Raw genomic sequence first — 24,562 nt, 5'->3', positions numbered from 1 at the left:
CTATAGCTGTTCTTTACTGGAACGCGAATCCCATCGCTTAGTGCGGTCAATGCAGTCACTAGAGTACAAAAACTCTGTTGATACTAAGGGCCATAGTGGTTCTCGATTATATCATTATTTAGCCGCTTAATTTAGTTATGAGCAGGCAATAAAAAGAGGCAAATGTTTGTGCTTAACATATTGCTGAATATTTCAAATATGAACATTTATTATTAAGCAGGAAGATTAGTCTGCTTTGCTGTTTTAATTTGTATCAATTTGAGAATCATAACAAACCAATGCGTTTTCTTTTAAGACGCTTTATAAGTTTGGATTACTACAAATGATGTTAATACATTGTTTTTAATACACTTATTGTTAATGGAATGTTAATTGCTGAGTGAGGGATGAGAAAAACAAATACTAAGGAAGTAAAGTAATGACATTCCAGATTAAAAAATCATATTTAGCCACCACTATGGCCTTATCGTTATCTGCATCAAACTTATTTGCCGCGCAAGTGAATACCGATCCTGGTGATTACCGTCCACTCCCAGATGGCTACAATTTAGGTGTTCTGTACTATCAGGATACGAGTCTCGACACATTCTATGTAGACGGGAATGAGATCGCCGATGGCCCCACACTTTCAACCAATGTTGGGCTAGCCAGATTCGTTCATTATATGGAAGTTGGCGGTTTCGTAATTGACCCGCAAGTGGTACTTCCTTTCGCCGATATTAAACTCAATGCTGGCGAAACTGAATTATCCGCGTCGGGCATTGGCGATCCATTAATGGGGGCAACAATTTGGCTTTTTAACGATACTAAATCCCAAGCTGCATTTGGGGTAACCGGTTGGGTCTCTTTTCCCTTAGGCAGTTACCACGAAGAGCAAGGCGCAATTAATGTTGGTGAAAATCGCTATAAACTAATTACCCAAGCCGCGTATGTTTCACCAATTTATAATAAGTTTTCCTTCGAGATTATAGCTGAGTATACTTTCTTCGGAGACAATGACGACTTTGGTAGCAGCGGGATAACCAAACAACAAGACGCCCAATACGGTGTGCAAACTCACTTAAGTTATCACATGTCGGACGCGACTAAATTAGCATTTAGTTACTATCATGATTTCGGTGCTGAAACCGAAGTTGCTGGCGTCAAACAAAACGACGAGCTAAATAGTAGCCGTTTCCAAATTTCAGTTCAGCATTTCCTTGCTCCAGACTGGCAAGCACAAGTGCAATATGGACGCAGTATTTCTGTGGAAAATGGCTTTTACGAAGACTCATTCGTAAATTTGCGATTACTTAAAGTCTTCTGATTTAAGTGACTCACGAGTCAAAAGTTAATAAATTTTACAAAATTAACATTTAGTTTTAATTGTATTGAATGAACCTTTTTTTAATCATATACTCAAAATTTGCCTGCCCACTCAGTGCGTATATAGACACTTAGTCGTGTATAGGGTTTTACTTGTAACAAGTTGAGTAATTAATGGGATAAGCATTTTTTAAGTATGCTGACAAGGAGCGCCATTTAGATTTCAAGGATCATTTATAAAGCTGTAGTTTGGAAGCGTTCGCCATCTACAGCTTTGTAGCGCAATTAATTTAGATAAACTAAGTATGTTAAATTATGAATTCTGAATTAGCAGTATTGAAACAACGCTTTTATGAGGGAGAACTAAATATTGGCGAATATTTGCCATGCTCCATTAGAGAATCCTGGTTACGATGTAAAAATAACGCTCTTGATATGAAGGGTGAACTCGAATACGAACACTACAGAAAACACCGTTTTGATGAGCTCAAGTACAATTCTAAGCTGCTTATCGAAAGCTCCCAAAGCCACCTTCAACATTTACATGAGTCAGTTTCCGATGCTGGCTGGTCGATATTATTAACAGACGCAAACTGTAATACCCTACAAGTTATGCGTTCTAAAAGAATTATCAATGACAATTTATTTTCCGCCTTTAAAAGCGGCGTTGCCCTCAACGAGCATAGTGTGGGTACAACAGCAATGTCTTGTTCCATTCAAAGCAAACAGTTTACCCGCGTGTTTGGCGGTGAACATTATAAAGAGTCACTTGCAGGTTTAAATTGCGCAGCGCTGCCAATCCTTAATCCCAAGGGCGTCGCCATAGGATCAATCAATTTAACCAATGAAAACCCGCTAAACGATTCGCAGGTCTTTTACATGCTAAAGACCTGTGCTAAAAATATCCAAAGACAACTTTTATGTTCAATGCCTGAGACTTTGGTGATTGAGCTAACCGTATTGTCGGGTCAATTTGGTGAGCTTACCAATTTGATCATTGCAGTAGCACCAGATAGCACTATTGTTGGCTGCAATGAAGCAGCTCAGCGCTTTCTATTTAGTAATCGGCTATTGAACGGTCAGACATTTCATTCCATTTTTGATACTCCTTTTTCAGATGTATTAGATATTGGAGTATCTCAAAAAAAGTCGTTTAATCTCAGAGCAATCTCGGGAGTACTTCTCACTGCCCGAGTTATTCAACCTCTCTCCACACCCAAAACGTCACGTAAAGCCTATATACATCCACCAAGTACTCAGACAAAGTCGCAACATAGTAAGACATATTTTGGTGACCAATCGATCAGCAAAAGCATAGAGCGTGGAACAAAAGTAATTGAACGCCTCCCCGTCATTTTGTTAGGTGAATCAGGTGTAGGTAAAGAAGTGACGGCTCAACATTTACATGATGCAAGCCAATGTTCAGGTAAATTTGTATCCATCAATTGTGCGTCGATTCCTGAAACATTAATTGAGAGTGAGTTATTTGGTTATCAAGGAGGCGCTTTTACCGGTGCTGATAAGAAAGGCTACAAAGGTCGTATAGCTGAAGCTCATAACGGGACGCTATTCTTAGATGAAATTGGCGATATGCCTGTTGCTATGCAAAGTCGTTTACTAAGGGTATTGGAAACCAGAAAGGTCAATCCATTAGGTTCAAATATCGAAAAAGAAGTCAGCTTTCAACTAATATGCGCCACCAATGTTGATCTGGCGAAATTAGTCGAATCGGGAGGTTTCAGAAAAGACCTTTATTATCGAATAAAAGGTTATGCGATAAATTTACTGCCCTTGCGTATGCGCGAAGACAAAGTTGGCATTGCTGAGGTGATATTACAAAAAACTTGCCAAAATAAAACGTCATTGTCAGACGAAGTGAAACAGCTACTAGAATGCTACGATTGGCCTGGTAATATTCGAGAGCTCCGAAATGCACTGCTTTATGCAGACACCATTGATGAAGGAGATGACAGCATAATATTGCAAGAACTCCCTGATGAGTATCATGCTCTTGTTACGCCAAAGACTGACCCACTGACGATTGGTGAAAACAATAAATCCTTAGGTAAAGTAGATATTGAAATGCAAAAATTAATCTCTACGGCGCTACATGAATGCAATGGTAATATTAGCGAAGCCGCCAAATGGTTAGGCGTATCTAGAGCGACCTTGTATAGAAAGCTGCCAGCTAATTATCTTAAAAGTGTGTCATCTTGATACACTTTTAATTTCAATTTGTCTCAAGTTGATTTTCTCTCTTCCAAATTATCCTAACTCCACAAACAAACCTTTTAATATCAATAAATTAACAATCATTTTACTTTTGGCATACATCCTGCCTTTCTAAAGCAAACAAAAAATATAATTAGGATAACTACTTATGTCAGATAAAGATCTTAAGTCTAAAAAAATGTTAAATATTAACGCTTCAGATGAGGCATCTCTTGTTGATGATTTTAAAACAGGGAAAGTCTCTCGACGAGAATTTTTACGCATGGCAGCAGCTTTTGGCATTGTTGCCCAAGCCCCGCTTTTTTTGGGTGCAGCTCATGCCAAAAACACATCATCTGAAGAGTATGATTATATTGTTTTGGGCGCAGGCTCTGCAGGTTGTGCAGTGGCAGCTCGCCTATCAGAAGATCCAGCTAACAAAGTGTTAGTTCTAGAGGCAGGTCCAGCCGATACGAATGACTTTATCCACATTCCAGCGACCTTCCCACTCTTATTCAAAACCCCGTTAGATTGGAATTATCAGTCGCAACCTCAATCATCACTAAACGGTGGAAAACTCTATATGCCCAGAGGCAAGGTGTTTGGTGGTTGCTCGTCAATAAATGCAATGATTTATCAACGGGGACATTCTTCAACATATGACAACTGGGGAGAAACTAACCCTGGGTGGAGCTACGCTGATGTACTGCCATTTTTCAAAAAGGCTGAAACTAATTCTCGCGGTGCATCTGCGGCGCACGGCGGTGACGGTCCATTAAGCGTAACCGATCTAAACGCTCCTAATCCGATTACTCTTGCCATGGTCGAAGCATCTAAACAAGCTGGTTACACCATAAATAACGACTTCAATGATGGTGACCAAGAAGGTATTGGGATGTTTCAGGTGACACAGAAAAATGGTCACCGAGCCTCAGCTGCTGTCAGTTATCTTCACCCTGCAATTAATTCTGGCCGCTTAACCGCCCAAGCTGAAGCCATGGTCCAAAAAATTATTGTAACCGATGGACGAGCAACAGCGGTTAAGTTCCTAGTTGATGGCAAAGAACATATTGTTAAAGCGCGCAAAGAGATTATCTTGTCTGGCGGTTCTTATAACTCCCCCCATCTATTGATGATGTCGGGAATCGGTCCTAAAGAACACCTTCAAGAACACGGTATTAAAGTGGTTCATGATCTTCCTGGAGTAGGCGAGAATCTGCAAGATCACTATATGCTACCAGTCGTTTATAATTGCCCTAAGCCAATCAGCTTGTCGCAAGCAGGGAATAAAGAACAAGCCGCACTTTTTGCAGAAGGTAAAGGCTTATTAACATCAAACATTGGTGAAGCCGGTGGTTTTTTGAAGCTAGACCCTAAATCGAAAACTCCTGAATTACAATTCCACTATGTTCCAGGCTACTTTATTTTAGACGGCGCGGGCAATCCAACAGATGGAACTGATGCATTCACAATTCTACCTTCTTTAGTGCAAAGCAAAGGAAAAGGCACTGTGAAATTAGCCTCGGCAGATCCCTTAACCAAACCTCTAGTTGATCCTAATATTTTTGAACACGAAAGTGATTACGATGTGCTGATTAAGGGCATCAGGATTGCGCGAAAAATCATAGCAGAATCAGCCTTGGACGAATACCGTGGTAACGAATTCTTACCCGGTGCTGATGTTCAAACAGATGAAGAACTTAAAGCCTATATCAAGAAATATATTCAAACCATATATCACCCAGTTGGAACCTGCAAAATGGGGAATGATGATATGGCGGTTGTGGATCACAAATTACGTGTTCATGGCATTCGCGGATTACGTGTCGCTGATGCGTCAATTATGCCAACCATAATCAATGCTAATACCAATGCCCCCAGCATTATGATTGGTGAAAAATGTGCGGATCTTATCCGCACAGCATAAGTTCAGGAAGACCGCAGCAATGCCCTTTTGAAAGGGCTTTGCTATCCATTAAATTTTTAAATTAACGTGGTCTTTGCCACAAAATATAACTTTTCAAATGCGTACAACGTGATTTGACACATCAAATATTGTGCAAAAGACAAATATATAGGAGAGTCCCGATGTTAGGACAAATGATGGAGATGCCGCTCACGATTAGCAGTCTCATTGCACACGCAGAGCGTTATCACAGTGCCACTGAGATTATTTCCGTAGAAACAACTGGCGAACGAACTACCACTAATTGGGGCAACGTCGGTAAAAATGCTCGTAGATTAGCGTCAGCATTAGACAAGCTTGGCGTTGCTTTAGGTGATCGCTGCGCGACAATTGCTTGGAACAATCGTCGCCATCTTGAATGTTATTTTGGCGTATCTGGTGGTGGTATGGTTTGCCATACAATCAACCCTCGTTTAGCGCCCGAGCAACTTAGTTTTGTAGCCAACGATGCCGAAGACAAAGTGTTATTTTTCGAGCCAACGTTTTTGCCTTTAGTGGCGAAAATACTGCCAACACTTAAAAACGTTCAACATTTTGTTGTCTTGGGCCCCAGAGACGAAGTTGCCACTCACGCGATTGAAGGCTTATTATTTTATGATGAACTCATCGCTACCGGCGATGCAGATGCAGTTTGGCCAGAAGTGGATGAAAGAGCGGCTTCTAGCTTATGTTACACCTCAGGCACCACGGGTAATCCAAAAGGTGTGCTGTATTCCCATAGATCAACTCTATTACATACCTTAGTGGGTAACCAGCCTGATGGTATTGCTCTTTCAGCACAAGATACCGTTCTTCCTGTAGTGCCAATGTTCCATGTAAATGCCTGGGGGGTTCCTTATATTGCCGCAGCGAACGGTTGTAAATTGGTGCTGCCAGGTCCAAACCTTGATGGTCAAAGTATTTTAAAACTGATTGATGATACCGAAACAACCATCGCGCTAGGTGTACCAACAATCTGGATGAATTTAGTTGAAGCTTTGCAAGCTTCAGACTCTAAATTACCAAGTTTAACGCGAACCGTAGTGGGTGGCGCGCCACTACCACCTTCGATGATCCCAATCTTTGCCGACTATGGCGTTGAGCTACTGCATGCTTGGGGAATGACGGAAACCTCCCCCGTTGCCACCCTTAACCAGTTTTTACAACGACACTCAACATTATCGGATGCAGAAAAAACCGCCCTTCGTACCGGCCAAGGCAGACCACTTTACGGTGTTGAATTGCGCTTACTAGACGAAAATGGCGAAATACTTCCCCATGATGGTAAAACCCAAGGCGATTTGCAGGTGCGTGGTCACTGGATAGCGAAACGCTACTACGGCAAAGATACTGATGCACTTACCGAAGATGGCTGGTTTGATACCGGTGACGTTTCGACCATAGATGAAGATGGCTATATGGTTATCCGCGATCGTTCTAAGGATATCATTAAATCTGGAGGAAAATGGATTTCTACCGTTGAGTTAGAAAATATTGCTATCGCCCACCCTGATATCACGAACGCAGCGGCTATCGCAGCCAAGCACGATAAATGGGATGAACGTCCCATTGTTATTGCCGTAAAAGCAGCCAATTCAACAGCGACTGAAGATGAGGTTCTCGCTTTTTATAAAGACAAAATCCAGTCATGGCAAATTCCCGATGCAATCATTTTTGTAGATACCTTACCTATTGGCGCCACAGGAAAAGTCCAAAAAGTTGAATTGCGCAAACAGTTTGGCGAACACCTTATTAAACAAGGAAAAAACGATGCTTAATACCTCTGTACTGAACGAGCTTCCAGTGAACTCTGCATTAGACTTGGCACTAGACGAGTTAACTGCTGCAAAAGACGACTGGGCACAAACGAGCATTGAAAAACGAATTGCCGTATTACAAGCAATCAAAGATTGCCTGTTACCCATAGCTAAAGATTGGGCCGAAACAGCAGGTCGAATGAAGGGAATCCCTGAAGACTCAGCACTGGTTGGTGAAGAATGGATATCAGGCCCTTACACTGTTATGTCAGCATGTAATGGTTTGTTGCAAACGCTGTCTGAAATGCAAGGAAAGAGCTTTCTCAATTCTCTCAAAAAACGCAAAACGCAAAGCAGACAAACTGCTGTTCAAGTACTTCCCCACTCCATTTGGGATCACTTGATTTTATCTGGTGTGACGGCCGAAGTTTGGATGAAAGAAGGTATCACTGCCGACAATTTGGCAAGTCATACGGCAACATCTTACGACTCCCCAGAGCGTTTACGTGAAGGCAAAGTCGCATTAGTGTTAGGCGCAGGGAATATTGCCTCTATCGCACCACTGGATGTATTCCATAAGCTGTTTAATGAACATCAAGTTGTCATTCTAAAGATGAATCCAGTGAATGAATATTTGACGGAATTCTTAAACAAAGCACTAAAACCACTGATTGATTTAAACGTTTTACGCATTGTTAAAGGTGGCGCTGATGTAGGGGGATATTTGTGTGAACACCCACAAGTAGAAGAGATTCATATCACAGGTTCAGGAGCATCCCATGATATTATCGTTTGGGGGTTTGGCGAAGAAGGAATTCGCAATAAAGCAGCAGGAACCCCTAAACTCAACAAACCTATCACTTCTGAGTTAGGTGCAGTTTGCCCAACCATAGTAGTGCCGGGTCCTTGGAGCGCAGCAGACATACAATTTCAAGCTGAAAATATTGCCACCCAAAAATTACATAACTCAGGATTTAATTGTGTTGCTTGCCAAATGCTTATATTGCCCAAACACTGGGACAAAAAACAAACATTACTTAATAGTATAAAGAACACGGTTGCTAATCTCGACCCACGTAAGCCATATTATCCCGGCGCAGCAGAACGACTTGCCGAATTTGAAAAACACTCAAGTAACGTGTTGAAGTTCGATCGCGGCTCGGCGCCAGCCTGTTTGGTGAGTGTCGATGAAGACGCTATTGATGATAAGTATCGGATGACTGAAGTGTTTGCACCGGCATTATCTACCCATGAACTTGCAGATACAGATCCAGAAGCCTACTTAATAGCCGCAGTTAAGTTTGCCAACCAAAAACTTTACGGTACTTTAGGCGCCAACATTGTTATTCATCCAAAAACGATCAAGCAGATTGGTAAAAAACGTTTTGAACAAATTCTAGCTGATTTGCACTACGGTACCATCGCGATTAATACATGGAGTGGTCTTGGTTTTCTAACACCCGCTTGCCCTTGGGGTGCATTCCCGGGTCACACATTAGAAGATGTACAAAGTGGAATTGGCTTTGCCCACAATACTTATATGTTTGATAGTTCTGAGCGAGTTGTTGTGCAGGCACCTTGGCGTCCCTTCCCACGCAATCTGCTATCAGGAGACATGACCCTGTTGCCCAAACCACCTTGGTTTGTAAGCAACAAGAAACAACATAAAACCGCTATGCTACTTACTCGTTTCCAACACACTCCAAGCTGGCTAAAACTACCGCGTATATTCTTCAATGCGTTACTCGGTTAGCTCCTAATTACCTGTAAACAGCGCCCGTTCAGGGCGCTTTTTTATTGCCTGAGAATGTAGATTCGGTCAAAGGCTAACTAAGAATATTTGCATCTGTTCCTACAATATGGCGATTTCAGAACCGCAAAAAGAGCCTAGCTTAAAAAGGCTCGATGATCTAATTCAGCCATTGACCAGTATCGATTAGAATTAGGTCTTCTATTATCTGCATTTCGACGTAAAGTAATTTTATTAGCATAAGTTTTTACCTAGGATGATGTCAGGTAGCAAGCTGACCGTTATTTAAGCAGTCACTAAGTAATATGCTGTAGTTTGCTTGCATTTAAATCAACCATAGAATTAATAGGCGCAGAGATGATTCAATCATATTTACCATCTAACAAACTGGGATTAAAAGCACTTGGGTTAAGCCTTTTTTCTCTTTTTTGTGGCGTATCTGAAGCTGAACCATCCAAGCTTACTAAAACGACTGAAAATAGTTTGGTGTCGGTTGAACGCTACCCAGCAACTAGCCCAAATCATAAAGTTCCGCAATTCAGTGTCGATGCGAGCTGGCCCAAGATGCCAGCAACTTGGTTAATGGGACAAGTACCAGGTCTAGCCGTAGATAAACAGAATAACGTGTGGATTTTACATCGCCCTAACTCACTTAGTGGCTTAGATTTAGGTTTAACCAACAACACAGGCTTATGTTGTGAAGCTGCCCCACATGTTATGCAATTTTCACCAGATGGAGAATTACTTCAGGCTTGGGGGGGTCCAGAACTAGCGCCGAGTTTAGCCGGAACTAATCAATGGCCCGCTACCGTTCACGGCCTTTACGTTGATGAAGATAATACAGTTTGGCTTGGTGGAAATGGCAAAGATGACCACGTTGTATTGAATTTTACCGCGCAAGGGGAATTTATTCGTCAGTATGGCCAACGTGGTAAAACCGATGGAAATTTGAGCCAAGATGCCTTGGGGAATCCAGCTGATATTTTCCATAACAGCATCAATGATCAAGTATTTATTGCCGACGGTTATATCAACAAACGAATTACTGCTTTTGACACGAATGACAACAGTTTTGATCAATTATGGGGAGCTTATGGTGGCGAACCTGGAGGCGGAACAAGACAAGGGGCATTCGACGTTTCACAAGCCACCAGCAACAGTGAAAACACCAGCACTAAAGCAAAAAGTTTTGGCGACATTGTGCATTGTGTAACACAGTCAACTGACGGCAAAATTTATGTTTGTGACCGACGAAATAATCGTATTCAAGTATTCGAAGCTGATGAAGAAGGAAAAGTTCAGTTCATTCAAGATGTTATTATCGCTGGCGATACTGGTGGCTTAGGAACCGCGTCAGATATCGACTTTTCACCTGACAACAAGTACATGTACGTCGCCGATATGATGAATGGACGCATATGGATTTTGTGGCACGACACCTATGAAGTGTTAGGCAGCTTTGGACGTCCCGGACGCTATCCTGGCCAATTTACCTGGCTTCACAGCGTAGTTGTAGACAGCGATGGTAATTTATATACCTCAGAAGTAAGCACAGGCAGACGGGTGCAGAAGTTTGTGCTCACTGGGTTTGTTGGCGATTAAAGGCGCTAGGCGAATAATACTGTTTTTACACTGGATACTATCAAGCTTGCCCATGCAGATAAGGAGCAAGTTTGATAAATTTCAAGAGATTAACTGCTTAGTTGGCTTTCAGCGTAAGTGTTACACCACTTTCAGCACTGGCTAAATGTTGGCGACTGTTGAGTAAAAACAGTCGGTTGGGATCAATACTTCCGTTTTCACTTAAAAACATTTTTACCGATTTGGCCCTATCTTCAGCAAGTTTAGCTAATTCATGGCGAGGAACGTTGATAGTGCTTCGAACTTGATTGTACATCGTAATCATTAACGCTTGCTCTAATTGCTCCTCTGGAACGATTTTCTCGCTATCTCCTTCTTGCAATCTCGCCTTTATCAGCTTTCTTTGTTCTTCAATCTCTTTATTTGTAGCTGTAGTGAACAGGGTTCTTAAGGCATCTGCAATTGGACCTGAAAGTGGCACTGTAGATGGACTAAAACCTTCAGGAAGAGATGTTTTTTTGGAAATTTCCAGAAGGTTGGCTTGTAACTTTTGCTCAGCCAACTCATAAGCATCCGTCACTTCGTTCACCGAGCCTTCAATATCGACTTTCAGCCCCGGACGTTTTGCCAAGGCTGCGGCTAAGGTTTGAAGGGTTTGTGAAGCCGCTTCGTTGAGCTCAGCAGAGCCATCGGCAAAGGTCACTTTATTCAGCTCATCTTCACTACCGACTAAATTTGCCAATAAGGAAAAAGGGGCTGTCACCGCTTTAGTGATGATATTGCCAAGGGCTTTGAATATGATTGAACCAAAACCGAAGCTCGGGTTATTTAAGTCTCCAGATACTTCCATTCCCAGATCAATCACGCCGTTAGAGTCCTGTAATAATGCAATGGCTAAGGATAGGGGCAGATTAACCGCCTGCTCCGAATTAGTTTTGCGCCCCAAGGTGAGTTGGTCGATAACGATCTTGTTGTCACCCACTAGCTGGTTATTTTCGAGCTTATATTCCACATTTAGTGACAGTAATCCTTTATCAATAAAGTGCCCCATATAAGTACCTGAATAGGGATTAACTGAGGTCAGTTCTGCACCGTCAACAGAGAAATTTAAATCCAGATAAATCTGTTCAATAAGAGGGTTAACTTCCCCTTTTAAAATCACTGGTGCGTAACCATCAATTTTACCCATTAAGTTAACATTTGCAGTGGTATCTGGCGTGGAGGAAAGTGACTTTATGTTTCCGTTCAATGCCTCGATACCTGAAGCAAAAGGGGCTCTTAAAGAATTATCTTCGAAATAAGCACTGCCATCATTGATACTAATATCGTCAATCCTAATGGCGATGTTATTAGAGGCAGATTGAGTATCTTCAGTCCCTGCTTGCGCCGCTGACTCTGGTGGTGAAGCATCATCTGCAACCAGCGCGGAATCAGCCTCGGTTGAAGCATTTTGCACCAGAAGGTCGCCAATATTCGTTTGTTTGCCTTTGTGAATAATGAACTTGGTGTAGGGTTTATCGAACATGACAGCTTGTACTGAAAGTTGATTTTCCAGTGACTGATATTGAATACCTTGGATATTCATATCCTGCCATTTAAGTAAGGGTTGTTGTTGTAGTCCGTCAATCACCGTCAGGTTGGCGATATTGGCATCGCCTGTGAAGGTGATTGGACTCGCAGTTCCCGCCTCAAATGTCCCTGAGATCCCCACGGCGCCATCTTGCAAGATCGCGTTTACATAGGGAAGCAAATAGGATTGAAGTTGGCTTAACGCAAACTGGTTAATCTCAAAAGAACCAGAAACTTGCTCAGAAGATACGTTGACTTTCCCATCGCTACTAAGGTAACCAGAAGCTTGTTCAGGATACCCCCTAACCTCGCCACCGACTCCTAAATCTAGGCTATACTCGATAGGTAGCTGAAAACTTGTATCAACAACACCAGTGGTGGCATTTAAATCAAAAACTCGCCAATGCATGCCCTTAGAAACATGACTTTCATTGATCTGAATATCCCCATTATTTAGCGCGAAAGATTGCAAAATGACTCGCCAGTTGGATTCGTCAATTTGACTCGTTTGAGTATTGACTTGCTGCTCAGCTAAAGAAGAGGTTTGTTTTGTCGTTGCGATTGATGATGGCATAAACATAGCTTGTAAATCCAAGCCTTGCTCATCAAGGTTTCCGTCAATCCAGGGTTTACTAATAATAACTTCAGCCACATCAATTTGTTCTGTGTCTGTGTCCAAACTAAGGTCGTGTATGTTGATTTCGGCCACTGTAATTCTTGGCTGAGTTAAATCGGATATTGTCAGTTCAGATAAAGTAAGCTGCGTATTATTAGCCTGAAAGCGAAGACTTTCTTGTCCTTCTGATAAATGATAATCCCCGTAGAAATCTAATAATCCATTTGTCAGCCTTGCTTCAATGACGTCATTTGATAAAGGCCACAAAGGTGCAAGGGCTATCGCCGACAGTGCTATATTGCCTTTGATCTCAAAAGGTGCCAATTGAACTTGACCAGCGAACCCAATGGAGCCGCCTTCAGAGGTTTCAATCTTAACGTTATAATGATTGTCTTCGGTTGCGGTATTTTGTTGTTCAGTTAGTTTAAATGTCGCTGCGCGAGTGTCGAAATCGGTTACCTCAAAAGCCAGATTCGGAAAAATAATATTGGTATTGGATACATCATCAGAAAATCGAATCTGTCCGCCTTCAAGATTCACTCTATTCACACGAAGAGGAGGAATTTCAGTCTGTTCTTTTTCGACGGGTTCTTTTTCAGCATTGGCTTCATTTAGACTATCAATAATGTCAGAAAAGTTAAATTGAGCCTGTTCACCTTCGGCGAGTCTAGCTATATGCCCATAAGGCTCGATGATAGATAAGTGTTCCAAAGTCGGTGTGAAATGTAGCAAGGTTTGCCAAAAGCTAGCATCCACTTCAAATAGCGAAACGTTAACAAAAGGTTGGTGACTTTTATTTTCTTCAATAACCAAATTGGAAACGCGAATACGCAGTAAAAAAGGGTTTATTCTCACTTTTTCAATACTGACAACACGATGCAATTTGTCACTTAATAATTGCGACAATTGGGATTGCAGAATCCATGGCGTTAGCACACCCAAAATAAGAGCATAAGTGAGATATGCGCAAAGCAAATAAGTGGTTATTCGCAACCACTTGGGCTGTTTACGAAATGCTGATGGTAAATTTCTAAGGGACATAATAATGATTTCATAATATTGCCAAAGCCTTTTAGATAGCCTTAGCATTTTAAAGTTGCGTGAGCACTGTAAACAAATTGCGCGTTACAAATAGCCTGAGAGTAGTAAAAACCTAAACTTATAAACAGCGTGTAACATCTTGGATTACAACAATATCCACTAGGACCTTACGCGAAAGTGTTGCCCGCTAGACGTTACCCACAAATAAAATGATTAGAGTGCGGTCATTATGTTGCCTAAACCAGACTGCAACAAAGATAGCGTATCTTCTTCTTCACTAAAGTAGCTATTAATTTGCGCAATAAAGTTGGCAATCATATCAGTATCTAAACCAAGCGCTTCAAATTGCTGTTTTAATTCATTAATTGCACTCAAAGATGAACTGTATTCAGAAGCTTTGTTAAGTAAACCAGAAACTGATGAACTGTTAGAAGATGAATCCGAAGTTAATGTGGGAACGTTTTCTAACAACGAATCCAAACCAGGAATAGATTGCGCAAGTTGAGTGTAATCAGTTCCTGAAAGGTTGTTTTTAGCATAATCAAAAATTGAAGCTAAGCCACCTTCCGACTGTGTTTCAGATACTCCTAGGTTATCAGAGACTAAACTAACTAAACTTGAAACATCAAGTGATTGAGTCTGCTCTGACGACTCAGACAGGGTAGACTCGTTATTGATAGTCGCAGTGTTACCTAATAACCCCTTTAATTTATCCACAGTATCGTTGGCTGATACGTTAGTAGAAATAGTCAGTGTCGTGATGAGTAAAGCTAATAAAGTTTTCATTTAATATTCCTTTAATTCAAGCCCATTTTTTACGTTCAAACATGTAAAAAAACACAACTTGCTTTTTATGCATGTTATGTCCTGAGAATTTAAGTTAATTTAGTTTCTTAATGTATGGATATTTCTAGCGCAAATTTTAACATGATTTGACGGCTGATTCTTTACCAGAAGTGTAAAGATTGTCTTTACAAAACAGTCTATTTTCCACTCATAAATTCATGGTTAACCGCCGAGGTGCTTATACTAAATAAAAACCCTCACCTGTAGCATGGTCTTTAGGCCATGGAAGGTCGCGCAACTGCGCGGGGTTAAAACACCCGCCTACAAGAGCCATTCTTCCCGTAGCATGGCCTTTAGGCCATGGAAGGTCGCCGCGCGGGGTTAAAACCCCCACCTACAAGAGCCATTCTTCCCGTAGCATTGCCTTTAGGCCCATGGAAGGTCGCGCAACTGCGCGGGGTTAAAACACCCGCCTACAAGAGCCATTCTTCCCGTAACATGGTCTTTAGGCCCATGGAAGGTCGCGCAACTGCGCGGGGCTAAAGCACCCACCTACAAGAGCCATTCTTCCCGTAACATGGTCTTTAGGCCCATGGAAGGTCGCGCAACTGCGCGGGGCTAAAGCACCCGCCTACAATCACCCCTGTAGCATGGTCTTTAGGCCATAGACACAAAAAACCACCATCGCGGGGCTAAAGCACCCACCTACAATCACCCCTGAAGCATGGTCTTTAGGCCATAGACACAAAAAAACCACCATCGCGGGGCTAAAGCCCCCACCTACAATCCCCCCTGTAGCATGGTCTTTAGGCCATAGACACAAAAAACCATCATCGCGGGGCTAAAGCACCCGCCTACAATCCCAACCCTGTAGCATGGCCTTTAGGCCATGGATTGTTAATGCATTATTTTTTGCAATTCTTAATCGAATTTTTTCTGAATTGTTAATTTTATGCTCCATTCTATATCAGCTTTTATTTTGACAACGCCATAGCTATTGTGTATAAATATTAAACTTATACGTGAGTATTCAAGTAATAAATAACGTATTTTATCCAATAATGAAAACACACACATTAATTTATTGAAACTCACCCAGCGATGAGTTCTTACCGTTCATATATAAAAACATTAATAATTAGGAAGGTATTGAAACATGAGACAGCATAAACTAGCACTCGCAATAGCCACAACGTTAAGCATGGGTACCTCCTCATTTTCTTATGCGCAAGACGAAAGCGTTTTTGAAACGATTCAAATTACGGCAAAGAAAAAATCCCAAGATTTACAAGATGTCAGTGTTTCTGTTACCGCTTTTTCTGGTAATGCTCTTCGAGAACTTAATATGACCGACAGCGTTGATATCGCTGCGCAAACACCTGGCTTGAATATAGGTACACCTGTGGGTGAAGGTAATAACCCTTCTATATCCTTACGCGGAGTTGGTCTTAACGATTTTAATGACAACAACGAAGGCCCAATTGCTGTATATCGTGATGATGTATATCAATCAGCGATGCCAGGTTTGACCTTTCAACTATTCGACTTAGAACGAGTAGAAGTATTAAGAGGACCACAAGGGACCTTATATGGCAGAAACGCCACAGGCGGATTAGTACACTTTATTTCTGCGCCGCCAACTGAAGATACTGAAGTACTTTTTGATTTAACCTTGGCGGAATACAATCAAATTAAAACTGAAGCTGCAGTAGGCGGTAGTTTAACCGATTCCATTCAAGCCCGTTTAGCAATAGCTTCAAATAATCACGATGGATACGTTGAAAATAGAATAGGCGAAGATGCAAATGAAGCTGACAGCCGCGCTTATCGCTTGCAGGTCAACTTTGATATTACCGATGACTTTACAGCACTACTTAATGTTCATGGTGGTAAATCAAAAACCAATGCTCCTCAATACCAGCATTTAGCTTCTGATGATGGTGCAGGAAATGCTACCTCCGACTTTTATGGTTACGCTGACACAGATGGAGATAATTTCGCCGGTGAATACAATCGACAAGGACTGTTGGATATAGATTCAGATGGCCTATCTTTAAAACTAAATTGGGAAAACGCTAACTATACATTTACGTCAATCACAGCTGTTGAGAACGTAGAAAAACTCCATCAAGAAGATACTGATGTTGGCCCATATAGTGGGCTACTTCCGCAATTTGGATCTAAAAATGAACAGTTCAGTCAAGAGTTAAGATTAAGTGGCTCAGCCGAATCATTTGACTGGATTGTAGGTGCTTACTATTTTGAAAATGAAGTTAAAGGTGCGCTTGATTTAGATATTAACTATCCAGGGCCACTTATCGATGCCATTACTGGCGCGCCGGAAGGCACATTTGGTCCAGATTTAGTGCCGTTCGTGAGCTACGATATCGACTATGATCAAGACACAGAGTCCTACGGTTTATTCGGTCAAATAGAGAAACCGCTAACCGATAAACTAACCTTGACCCTTGGCCTACGTTACACGTCTGAAGAACGCAGCATGGACTATCAAAACCTGGCAACGTCAAACCCTGATGCCGTGGTGAACTCATGTCTTATACCGGCCGGTGATGTGTGCGGTTTAGTTGGTGACACAAGCTATCCTGGAACCGACTACTATTTTAACTTTACTGATCAAAACCCAGCTGCAGCAGGCCTGACAACCATTGATGATGATAACATTTCAGGGCAAATTGGACTTGATTACAAAGTAAGCAAAGATACTTTGGTATTCTTCAATATTGCCAATGGTTTTAAAAGTGGCGGTTTCAACGGTGGATTTCTTGACTTCACCGACGGCGTAACAGAAGAAGACGTAGCGTTTGACTCAGAAGAACTGACAAGCTACGAAGCTGGCATAAAAACCACCTTAGCCAGTGGTGATGTGAGAATAAACAGCAGTGTTTTCTATTATGATTATAAGAATTATCAAGCTCTAACATTTGCTGGATTAAGTCAATTTATCAATAATTCTGATGCAACTTTGCAGGGCCTTGATGTTGAAGTTACTTGGGTGCCAGGCGACAACTGGGATATTAAACTAGGAGCTAGTTTACTCGATACCGAAATTGAAAGTGTGGTTGTGCGCGGCGTTGGAACGGTAGAAGATCGCGAAATGGTACTTGCACCGAAATATACTGTGAATGGTATCGTTAGGTACCAAGCAACAGACGAGATTTCTGCGCAATTGGATTTCAATCATCAAGGTGAACAATTCTTCGACATCACCAATAGTGAAATATCAAATGAGGACTCTTACACCGTATTCAATGCACGTGTTGGCTATCAACTAAATGATAACTGGAAAGTGTCTGCTTTTGTGAAAAATATCACAGACGAAGAATATAGAGTGTATAGTTTTGACTTCACCCAAAGCGCCGGTTTCATCCAAGAATTCTACGCAAGACCAAGATGGGTAGGTGTTAACATTCAATACAACTACTACTAAAACGGCACCAAAAGTAGATGTAACAAACCATAGTAACGGATGTTCCTTATTAGCGTTCACGCAAAATGAGGTCATCCGTTAAATTGTAAATAGTCAAACATTGCTGCGGTTAGGATTAAAACGATATGTTTATGAAAATCAAGCCCCCTACAAAACTACTCACTAGCGTCATAATTTCAGTACTTGTGGCTGGCTGTTCAACAAGTCCAGAAATAACACAAGAAGCGCCAGCTCAAGGATCAAATACACACCAAGAAAATGCTGCAATTAGCACACAGATAGATCCCAGCTTACCTCCCTTACCAATTGAAAAAACCGGTAATGTAGAAGTTTTACCCGCTCAATATCCCGAAAGCTGGATGTTCGTGGACGAAGCAAGCTTTACCAGTATGTTCGGCGGAAAAGTCATCATTTTAGACATAAACGAGCCGAAACAATCCAAACGAATAAAAGGTACTGCGGATAAGAATTTGCTCGGTAATTTTGCTGCGGCAAAAACACGACCTGAATTCTATATTGTTGAATCATTCCACAGTCGCGGTAGTCGAGGCCCCAAAATAGATGTGTTGGCCATCTACGATAAAGTGACCTTAGCACCTATCAAAGAAATCACTTTAGAACATACTCGACTGCAGTCTCTGCCAAGACGAGATGCTGTCACATTGTCAGCTGACGAGAAATTTCTCTATATCGCTAATTTTAGCCCTGCAGCATCTTTCACAGTGGTTAATCTAGACACCCATGAAGTGGTTGATACAGTTGGCACACCTGGTTGTGTTCTACCCTTCCCCACAGGTAAATATAGTGTGACATCACTGTGTAGTAATGGCAGTTTGCTGACCACAGTGCTAGATGAAAATGGCATCAAAGCTTCGCAACAGCGCGTAGCACCATTTTTTGATACTGATAAAACACCGATTTTTGAACGTCCTGCTCATATAGATAACATTGCCTATTTCCCAAGTTTTGAAGGGGATGTACATGCTATCGATTTATCTTCTGAGATAGCAACTTACCAAGGAAAATGGAGCCTTGTTACTGAGCAAGAAAAAGCAGCTGGATGGAGACCTGGCGGATTGGCGCTAGTCGACACTGATGAACAAGGTTTAATGTATGTGGTAATGAATCCAAACGGTTTTGATGGATCGCAAACTCACGGCGGCGAGCAAATATGGGTATTTGACGTTAAAACCCAATCTCGCATTGCCACAATCGACGCACCAAACTGGGCGGTATCCGTCGCTGCGACTCGCGGTAAAGAACCTATGTTGGTGGTCTCTAACGGTGAAATGAATCTAGACATTATTAACCCAAGAACTGGTAAGCTTATTAAAACCATAAGTGACTTTGGCAACATCACCCCACTTGTCATTCATAAGGCTTACTAATGAACCTGTTAAACTTTTTATCCGATGCTATTGCATTGTTCTTTATGTGGCTGTTTATACGTGCCGCCATACATAAATTACAAACCGATAATGGCGAATATTACCAACAGACCTTTGCCGATTATGGTGTTACTCAAACAAAGTTAGCATCTGCATTACGTTACACTCTGGGCTCGTTAGAATTAGTTATTGCAGTGGCTCTAATCTTTGATGGGAGCCGCACTAGTGCCTCAATTGTTGCTGCCTTACTGTTAAGTGCTTACCTTATTGGCATGACTATTCAGCTAATTCAAGGTAAACGAGATATCAGTTGTGGATGCAGTGGCCCGAATTCTCACATAAAAGTCAGTTGGTCTTTGATAATAAGAAATGCGCTATTAGTGCCGTTGGTATTAACCTGCACAATGCCCTCTGCCGGTTTTGCATCTTCCCTGTGGTTCGCCGTACTCATGACAGGGGCATTTCTGATTTTAACTTATTCTTGCATTGAGAATTTAGTCGCTAACGCACAAAAAATCTCCATACTGAGGACCAACTAATGGACTTTATTACTGTTTCAAATAGCGTGTTGTGGATAATTGTTATTCTACAATCGATTGTAATATTCGCATTAACTCGCCAAGTAGGTGTGCTGTTTGAGCGAGTTGCTCCTGCTGGTGCTTTAGCCATGAATCAGACTTTAAAAGTGGGAGAACCTGCACCTAATTTAAGTCTTCAGACATTAGCCTCTACCTTGGTAGATGTGGGCGGAAAATCGAAGACTAACAAATCTCAATTAGTCTTCTTCGTTTCACCCGATTGTCCTGTATGTAAGAGCTTATTACCCGCACTGAAATCTGCCGCTAAATCTGAAAGTGCCTGGATTGATTTAATCCTAGCGAGTGACGGAAAAACACAAGATCACGCCGGTTTTGTGAAGCAATATGGACTTTCTAATTACCCCTACATAGTGTCTGAGTTGTTAGGGAAATCATACGGTGTAGCTAAACTACCCTATGCGGTGGTTATCGATGAATTAGGCAATGTTGCATCTATGGGGATCATCAATTCCAGAGAGCATTTAGATAGCTTATTTGAAGCTAAAGAGCGAAAAATAGCGTCAATCCAAGATTTCATGCAAGGCCAACAAGCCGAAGAACAGTTCGTGGAGGTTAAATAAAATGAAATTTTTAGACCGAATGTTTGAAAAAAAGGCTCGTGAGTTAGCACAAACCAACGGAAGACGAGGATTGCTTAAAAAGCTTGGCGCTACTTTAGTAGGCGCAAGTGCGATTCCATTGCTTCCCGTTGCCAGAGCAGCCGAACCCAAAGGACTACCGCAAGAAGTCGGTGATCCAGGAAGTTGTGACTATTGGCGCTACTGTGCAGTAGACGGATTTTTGTGTGAATGTTGTGGTGGCTCAACTAATTCTTGCCCTCCGGGTACTGAAATGTCACCTATTACCTGGATTGGTACTTGTACTAACCCAGTGGATGGCCGTAATTACGTTATTTCTTACAACGATTGCTGTGGCAAAACTCAGTGCAATACCTGCTTATGTCAACGAGACGAAGGTGACCGCCCATTATATCGTTCAGACAAATCTAACGACGTGAACTGGTGTTTAGGTGCTAGCAGTTCTGTGTATCACTGTTCAACCGCAATCGTGGTTGGTATCGCGTTTGATAAGTAAATGTAGATGAAAAAACATCTTAGTCGTCTGCTGTGGTTATGTTGTTTATTTGGCTTTAGTTGCAATGCCGAAGAAGCCATTAATGAAGCTAGAGCATTGTTTAACTACCAAATGTTATGCCAGGGCTGCCATGTAGGCGATGGCACTGGCGGCAAGGACGTACCGAATTTACAGGGTGCAGTAGGCGTGTTTTTAAATAGCACTGCTGGACGTGAATACTTAATTAAAGTGCCCGGTGCGGCTAACAGTGCATTAAATAGCAAAGATCTTGCTGAGTTGATGAACTGGATGATACCCGTCATGGGAAAAGACAGTGTTCCAGATGACTTTGTGCCCTACACCGAACAAGAAGTCGAAACATTACGACAAGAACCATTAATGGAAGTTGTTGAACATAGAGCTAAGGTGCTGAACCAGATTTTAACCAACAGCACATCAGCAACCACAATAAATTAAACACTTTTTGAGAAAAAAATAATGATGAAAATCTCCTTAAAAAACGTGTCTCTTAATATATTTTTATTAGTCAGTTTTTGTTTATTAACTGCACAAACTTCTGCCGCCGATAATATCGAAACCTTAACCGCCAACTGTGTTGCTTGTCATGGTGAAAACGGCATTGCTAGTGCCAACGAATGGCCAAGTTTAGCAGGCCAGAAACAAGGTTACCTGTTAGCTCAATTAAACGCATTTCAAGACGGTAACCGAGAGAATATGTTAATGACTGGCCTGTTAGATAGTATGTCGGAGCAAGACTTGGCCAACATTGCAGAATATTATTCAGACTTGCCCTTCGAAAAAGCAGCGGCTTCATCAATTAATCAGGCCGGCGAAAATGTCCGCGCCAATTGCATTTCATGCCATGGCATGACCGGCCAAACCATTAACGATACCTGGCCTAATTTAGCCGGTCAAAATAAAGGTTATCTTTTACAACAACTTAAAGACTTCAGTAGCAACAAAAGACATTCAATCATTATGAACGTCATTGCTAGCGAGTTGACCGAACAACAAATGAAAGATGTCGCCGAGTATTATGAACAAATAGGTACAGTACAATAAATTAAAATCGCGGGGCTAAAGCACCCACCTACAATCACCCCTGTAGCATGGTCTTTAGGCCATAGACACAAAAACCACCACCGCGGGGCTAAAGCCCCGTCTACAGCCTTTATTACCTGTAGCATATTCGGCTAGGCCAAGGGCATTACCGAGCGTTTATAAGGCAGCTTACCGCACATCACCACAATTACTTTGTTTTCACACTATTTCGCACTTCTTATAACCACAAAGCTCAAGCACTACATTACTGGCGTGAATTTTGATGATTTTGAAAAAATCATGGGTATAGATATTATTTAAAAATCACTTAATGAACTCTCTGTTTTTGAATGAGTGAGAACGTAGACTAAAAGCTAGTAAAACAATATCTATAAACCCGTTGCCCTTTTTTATAGCTAGGTGCTAACCCGAACCAAAATCATAAGTAAAACCAGAGATTTTCTCAGTACTGAAGTAACTCGACATTGAGCCTTATTTGTATACAATCTATGGCGTGTCTAGGCTAAAGTAATTTGCATATAAAAATGTGAAGACACACTCGTGGCAAATTAAATAAAAGATGCTAGTCGCGAAAAGTTATCGCGCACAAAAGCACAAAGTAAAGAGTATTTAATGAACTCGTCAATTGAAAAAGATATTCAGATCATTCAGTCTATCGATGCTGTCCCATATATAATGAATATGCTCTCAGAAGCCACAGGGTTGCGCTTCATCTGTATTGCGCGAGTAACAGATAAAAAATGGACTACATGCGCGGTACATGATCTAGTTAACTTTAATATCAACCCTGGTGACGAGCTTGAGATAAGTACGACCTTTTGTAGTCAGGTTAGAAAGTCAACTCAACCAATAGTCATTGAGCACGCTCAAAACGATGCGATTTATAGCAAAAGTGAAATTCCCATTATGTATGGGTTTGAAAGTTACTTTTCTTTTCCTATTTACAGTCAAGATGGTAATTTTTTCGGCACACTATGCGGTTTAGACCCCTTACCAGCAAAGTTAAAAACAATTGAAATTGAACATCAAATTAAGTCATTCGCTGAATTGATTTCTAGGCAGATTGAAGTTAACCAAAAACTAAGCAACGCCGAATCTAATTTATTTGATGAGCAGACAGCCGCCAAACTGCGAGAGCAATATATTGCTATTTTAGGTCACGATTTAAGGACCCCATTATCCGCACTAACCATGGGTATTAGTTTTTTAATTGAGCAAATAAAAGATGATACCTCTCAAAAAATACTTGCGCGAATGGACAATAGTGCAACTAGAATGAAGCGTTTAATTAGTGATGTGATGGATTTAACCCATGGAAAAATGGGCAACGGCATAGAATTGAATGTAAAGACGGTTAATAACTTGCAAGATATTCTAGCGCATACAATTTCTGAACTGACTGATTTACATCCCCAGCGAACGATTCGAACCGATATTAAGATGGTAGGTTCGGTTGAATGTGATCCTGAACGAATTTCTCAATTGCTGTCCAACCTGTTAATAAATGCCATCGTACATGGCGATCCGACACAAATAATTGAAGTTAAATCAATTATTGAAAACGGTATATTCTCACTGAGTGTAAGTAATGGGGGCGCACCAATAAATCCTGAGACCATCGACAAACTATTTCAGCCCTTTTGGCGAAATGAAAGTAATAAGCAAACTGGAGGCTTAGGTTTAGGCTTGTTCATCGCATCGCAAATTACCTCCGCACACAATGGAACATTAGCAGTGAGTTCCAATAAAAGTAGAACTGTTTTTACTTTTCAAGCAACACTTTGAATTAAACGATTGCTCCAAGATAGCTTGATTTGCATTGGGTTAATCGCTGTTTACATACCTTAATTATAATAGTAGCGAATAACACCGTTTCTATACCTGCGCAGCAGCGCCCAGCCTCGAAGATACAACCCCGCCTGTAGCATGGCCTTTAGGCCATGGCATTAAACACAATCACGGGGCTAAAGCACCCGCCTACAAATGTGAACTATTCATTAATGGGGTAAAACCTCAAATCGCAGGCACAAAATAACCAACCTGTAGCATGGCCTTTAGGCCATGGCACCAATAAACAATCACGGGGCTAAAGCACCCGCCTACAAAAGTGGGCTATTCATCATTAGCGATGGCAACCTCAAATGTTAGGCACAAAAAAACAACCTGTAGCATGGTCTTTAGGCCATGGCATTAAACACAATCACGGGGCTAAAGCACCCGCCTACAAATGTGAGCTATTCATTAATGGGGTAAAACCTTAAATTTCAGACACAAAAAAACACCTGTAGCATGGCCTTTAGGCCATGGCATAAAACACAATCACGGGGCTAAAGCACCCGCCTACAAATGTGAACTATTCATTAATGGGGTAAAACCTCAAATCGCAGGCACAAAAAAACCAACCTGTAGCATGGCCTTTAGGCCATGGCA

Annotated in this window: 16 protein-coding genes; 14 read left to right on the top strand and 2 right to left on the bottom strand. The window is 41.5% G+C overall.

Annotation, left to right across the window (positions count from 1 at the left end; all coding sequences use genetic code 11):
• Nucleotides 1–418 precede the first annotated feature (418 nt).
• The 6 genes from KO530_RS16515 (at nt 419) to KO530_RS16490 (ending at nt 10,570) form a co-directional block, all read left to right on the top strand.
• Complete coding sequence (locus tag KO530_RS16515) at nt 419–1,306, top strand: transporter (RefSeq protein WP_216049562.1); 888 nt, start codon at nt 419–421, stop codon at nt 1,304–1,306.
• Between the two features lie 314 nt (nt 1,307–1,620).
• Nucleotides 1,621–3,522, top strand: coding sequence for a sigma-54-dependent Fis family transcriptional regulator (locus KO530_RS16510; protein ID WP_216049561.1), 1,902 nt, complete (start codon nt 1,621–1,623; stop codon nt 3,520–3,522).
• A 163-nt stretch (nt 3,523–3,685) separates the two neighbouring features.
• Entirely contained in the window at nt 3,686–5,443 is a 1,758-nt protein-coding gene (locus KO530_RS16505; RefSeq protein ID WP_216049560.1) for a GMC family oxidoreductase, read from the top strand.
• A gap of 161 nt (nt 5,444–5,604) precedes the next feature.
• Nucleotides 5,605–7,239 carry a long-chain fatty acid--CoA ligase gene (locus KO530_RS16500; RefSeq protein WP_216049559.1) on the top strand — a complete coding sequence of 545 codons (1,635 nt, stop codon included), beginning with the start codon at nt 5,605–5,607 and terminating at the stop codon, nt 7,237–7,239.
• Nucleotides 7,232–8,971, top strand: coding sequence for an aldehyde dehydrogenase family protein (locus KO530_RS16495; protein WP_216049558.1), 1,740 nt, complete (start codon nt 7,232–7,234; stop codon nt 8,969–8,971). The genes KO530_RS16500 and KO530_RS16495 overlap by 8 nt, the downstream gene beginning before the upstream one ends.
• A gap of 354 nt (nt 8,972–9,325) precedes the next feature.
• The gene (locus KO530_RS16490) at nt 9,326–10,570 is read left to right on the top strand and encodes a beta-propeller fold lactonase family protein (protein ID WP_216049557.1); all 1,245 of its coding nucleotides are present in this window, start codon (nt 9,326–9,328) and stop codon (nt 10,568–10,570) included.
• Between the two features lie 97 nt (nt 10,571–10,667).
• Here the strand turns inward: KO530_RS16490 and KO530_RS16485 are convergent, their stop codons facing one another.
• Nucleotides 10,668–13,775, bottom strand: a complete 3,108-nt coding sequence (locus KO530_RS16485; protein WP_216049556.1) for a DUF748 domain-containing protein — start codon at nt 13,773–13,775, stop codon at nt 10,668–10,670.
• A gap of 213 nt (nt 13,776–13,988) precedes the next feature.
• Nucleotides 13,989–14,561 carry a DUF2780 domain-containing protein gene (locus KO530_RS16480; RefSeq protein WP_216049555.1) on the bottom strand — a complete coding sequence of 191 codons (573 nt, stop codon included), beginning with the start codon at nt 14,559–14,561 and terminating at the stop codon, nt 13,989–13,991.
• Nucleotides 14,562–15,717: 1,156 nt separating this feature from the next.
• Between KO530_RS16480 and KO530_RS16475 the strand changes: the two genes are divergently transcribed.
• The 8 genes from KO530_RS16475 to KO530_RS16440 all read left to right on the top strand — a co-directional run bounded on the left by KO530_RS16475 (nt 15,718) and on the right by KO530_RS16440 (nt 23,917).
• Nucleotides 15,718–18,009: a TonB-dependent receptor gene (locus tag KO530_RS16475; protein ID WP_216049554.1), complete on the top strand. Its 2,292-nt coding sequence runs from the start codon at nt 15,718–15,720 to the stop codon at nt 18,007–18,009.
• A 125-nt stretch (nt 18,010–18,134) separates the two neighbouring features.
• Nucleotides 18,135–19,397 carry an amine dehydrogenase large subunit gene (locus KO530_RS16470; protein WP_216049553.1) on the top strand — a complete coding sequence of 421 codons (1,263 nt, stop codon included), beginning with the start codon at nt 18,135–18,137 and terminating at the stop codon, nt 19,395–19,397.
• Complete coding sequence (locus KO530_RS16465; protein ID WP_216049552.1) at nt 19,397–19,936, top strand: MauE/DoxX family redox-associated membrane protein; 540 nt, start codon at nt 19,397–19,399, stop codon at nt 19,934–19,936. Before KO530_RS16470 ends, KO530_RS16465 begins: the two co-directional genes overlap by 1 nt.
• Nucleotides 19,936–20,556, top strand: coding sequence for a redoxin family protein (locus KO530_RS16460; protein WP_216049551.1), 621 nt, complete (start codon nt 19,936–19,938; stop codon nt 20,554–20,556). The genes KO530_RS16465 and KO530_RS16460 overlap by 1 nt, the downstream gene beginning before the upstream one ends.
• Before the next feature lies 1 nt (nt 20,557).
• Nucleotides 20,558–21,070 (top strand): methylamine dehydrogenase light chain, encoded by a 513-nt coding sequence (locus tag KO530_RS16455; RefSeq protein ID WP_216049550.1) that lies wholly within the window; start codon nt 20,558–20,560, stop codon nt 21,068–21,070.
• A 6-nt stretch (nt 21,071–21,076) separates the two neighbouring features.
• Nucleotides 21,077–21,526 carry a cytochrome c gene (locus KO530_RS16450; RefSeq protein WP_252729333.1) on the top strand — a complete coding sequence of 150 codons (450 nt, stop codon included), beginning with the start codon at nt 21,077–21,079 and terminating at the stop codon, nt 21,524–21,526.
• A 21-nt stretch (nt 21,527–21,547) separates the two neighbouring features.
• Nucleotides 21,548–22,132, top strand: coding sequence for a c-type cytochrome (locus tag KO530_RS16445; RefSeq protein WP_216049549.1), 585 nt, complete (start codon nt 21,548–21,550; stop codon nt 22,130–22,132).
• Between the two features lie 612 nt (nt 22,133–22,744).
• The gene (locus KO530_RS16440) at nt 22,745–23,917 is read left to right on the top strand and encodes a GAF domain-containing sensor histidine kinase (RefSeq protein WP_216049548.1); all 1,173 of its coding nucleotides are present in this window, start codon (nt 22,745–22,747) and stop codon (nt 23,915–23,917) included.
• Nucleotides 23,918–24,562 lie beyond the last annotated feature (645 nt).

This window comes from Aliiglaciecola lipolytica (assembly GCF_018860635.1).
GTDB lineage: Bacteria > Pseudomonadota > Gammaproteobacteria > Enterobacterales > Alteromonadaceae > Aliiglaciecola > Aliiglaciecola lipolytica_A.
This window is presented reverse-complemented; position numbering and strand designations above follow the sequence as displayed.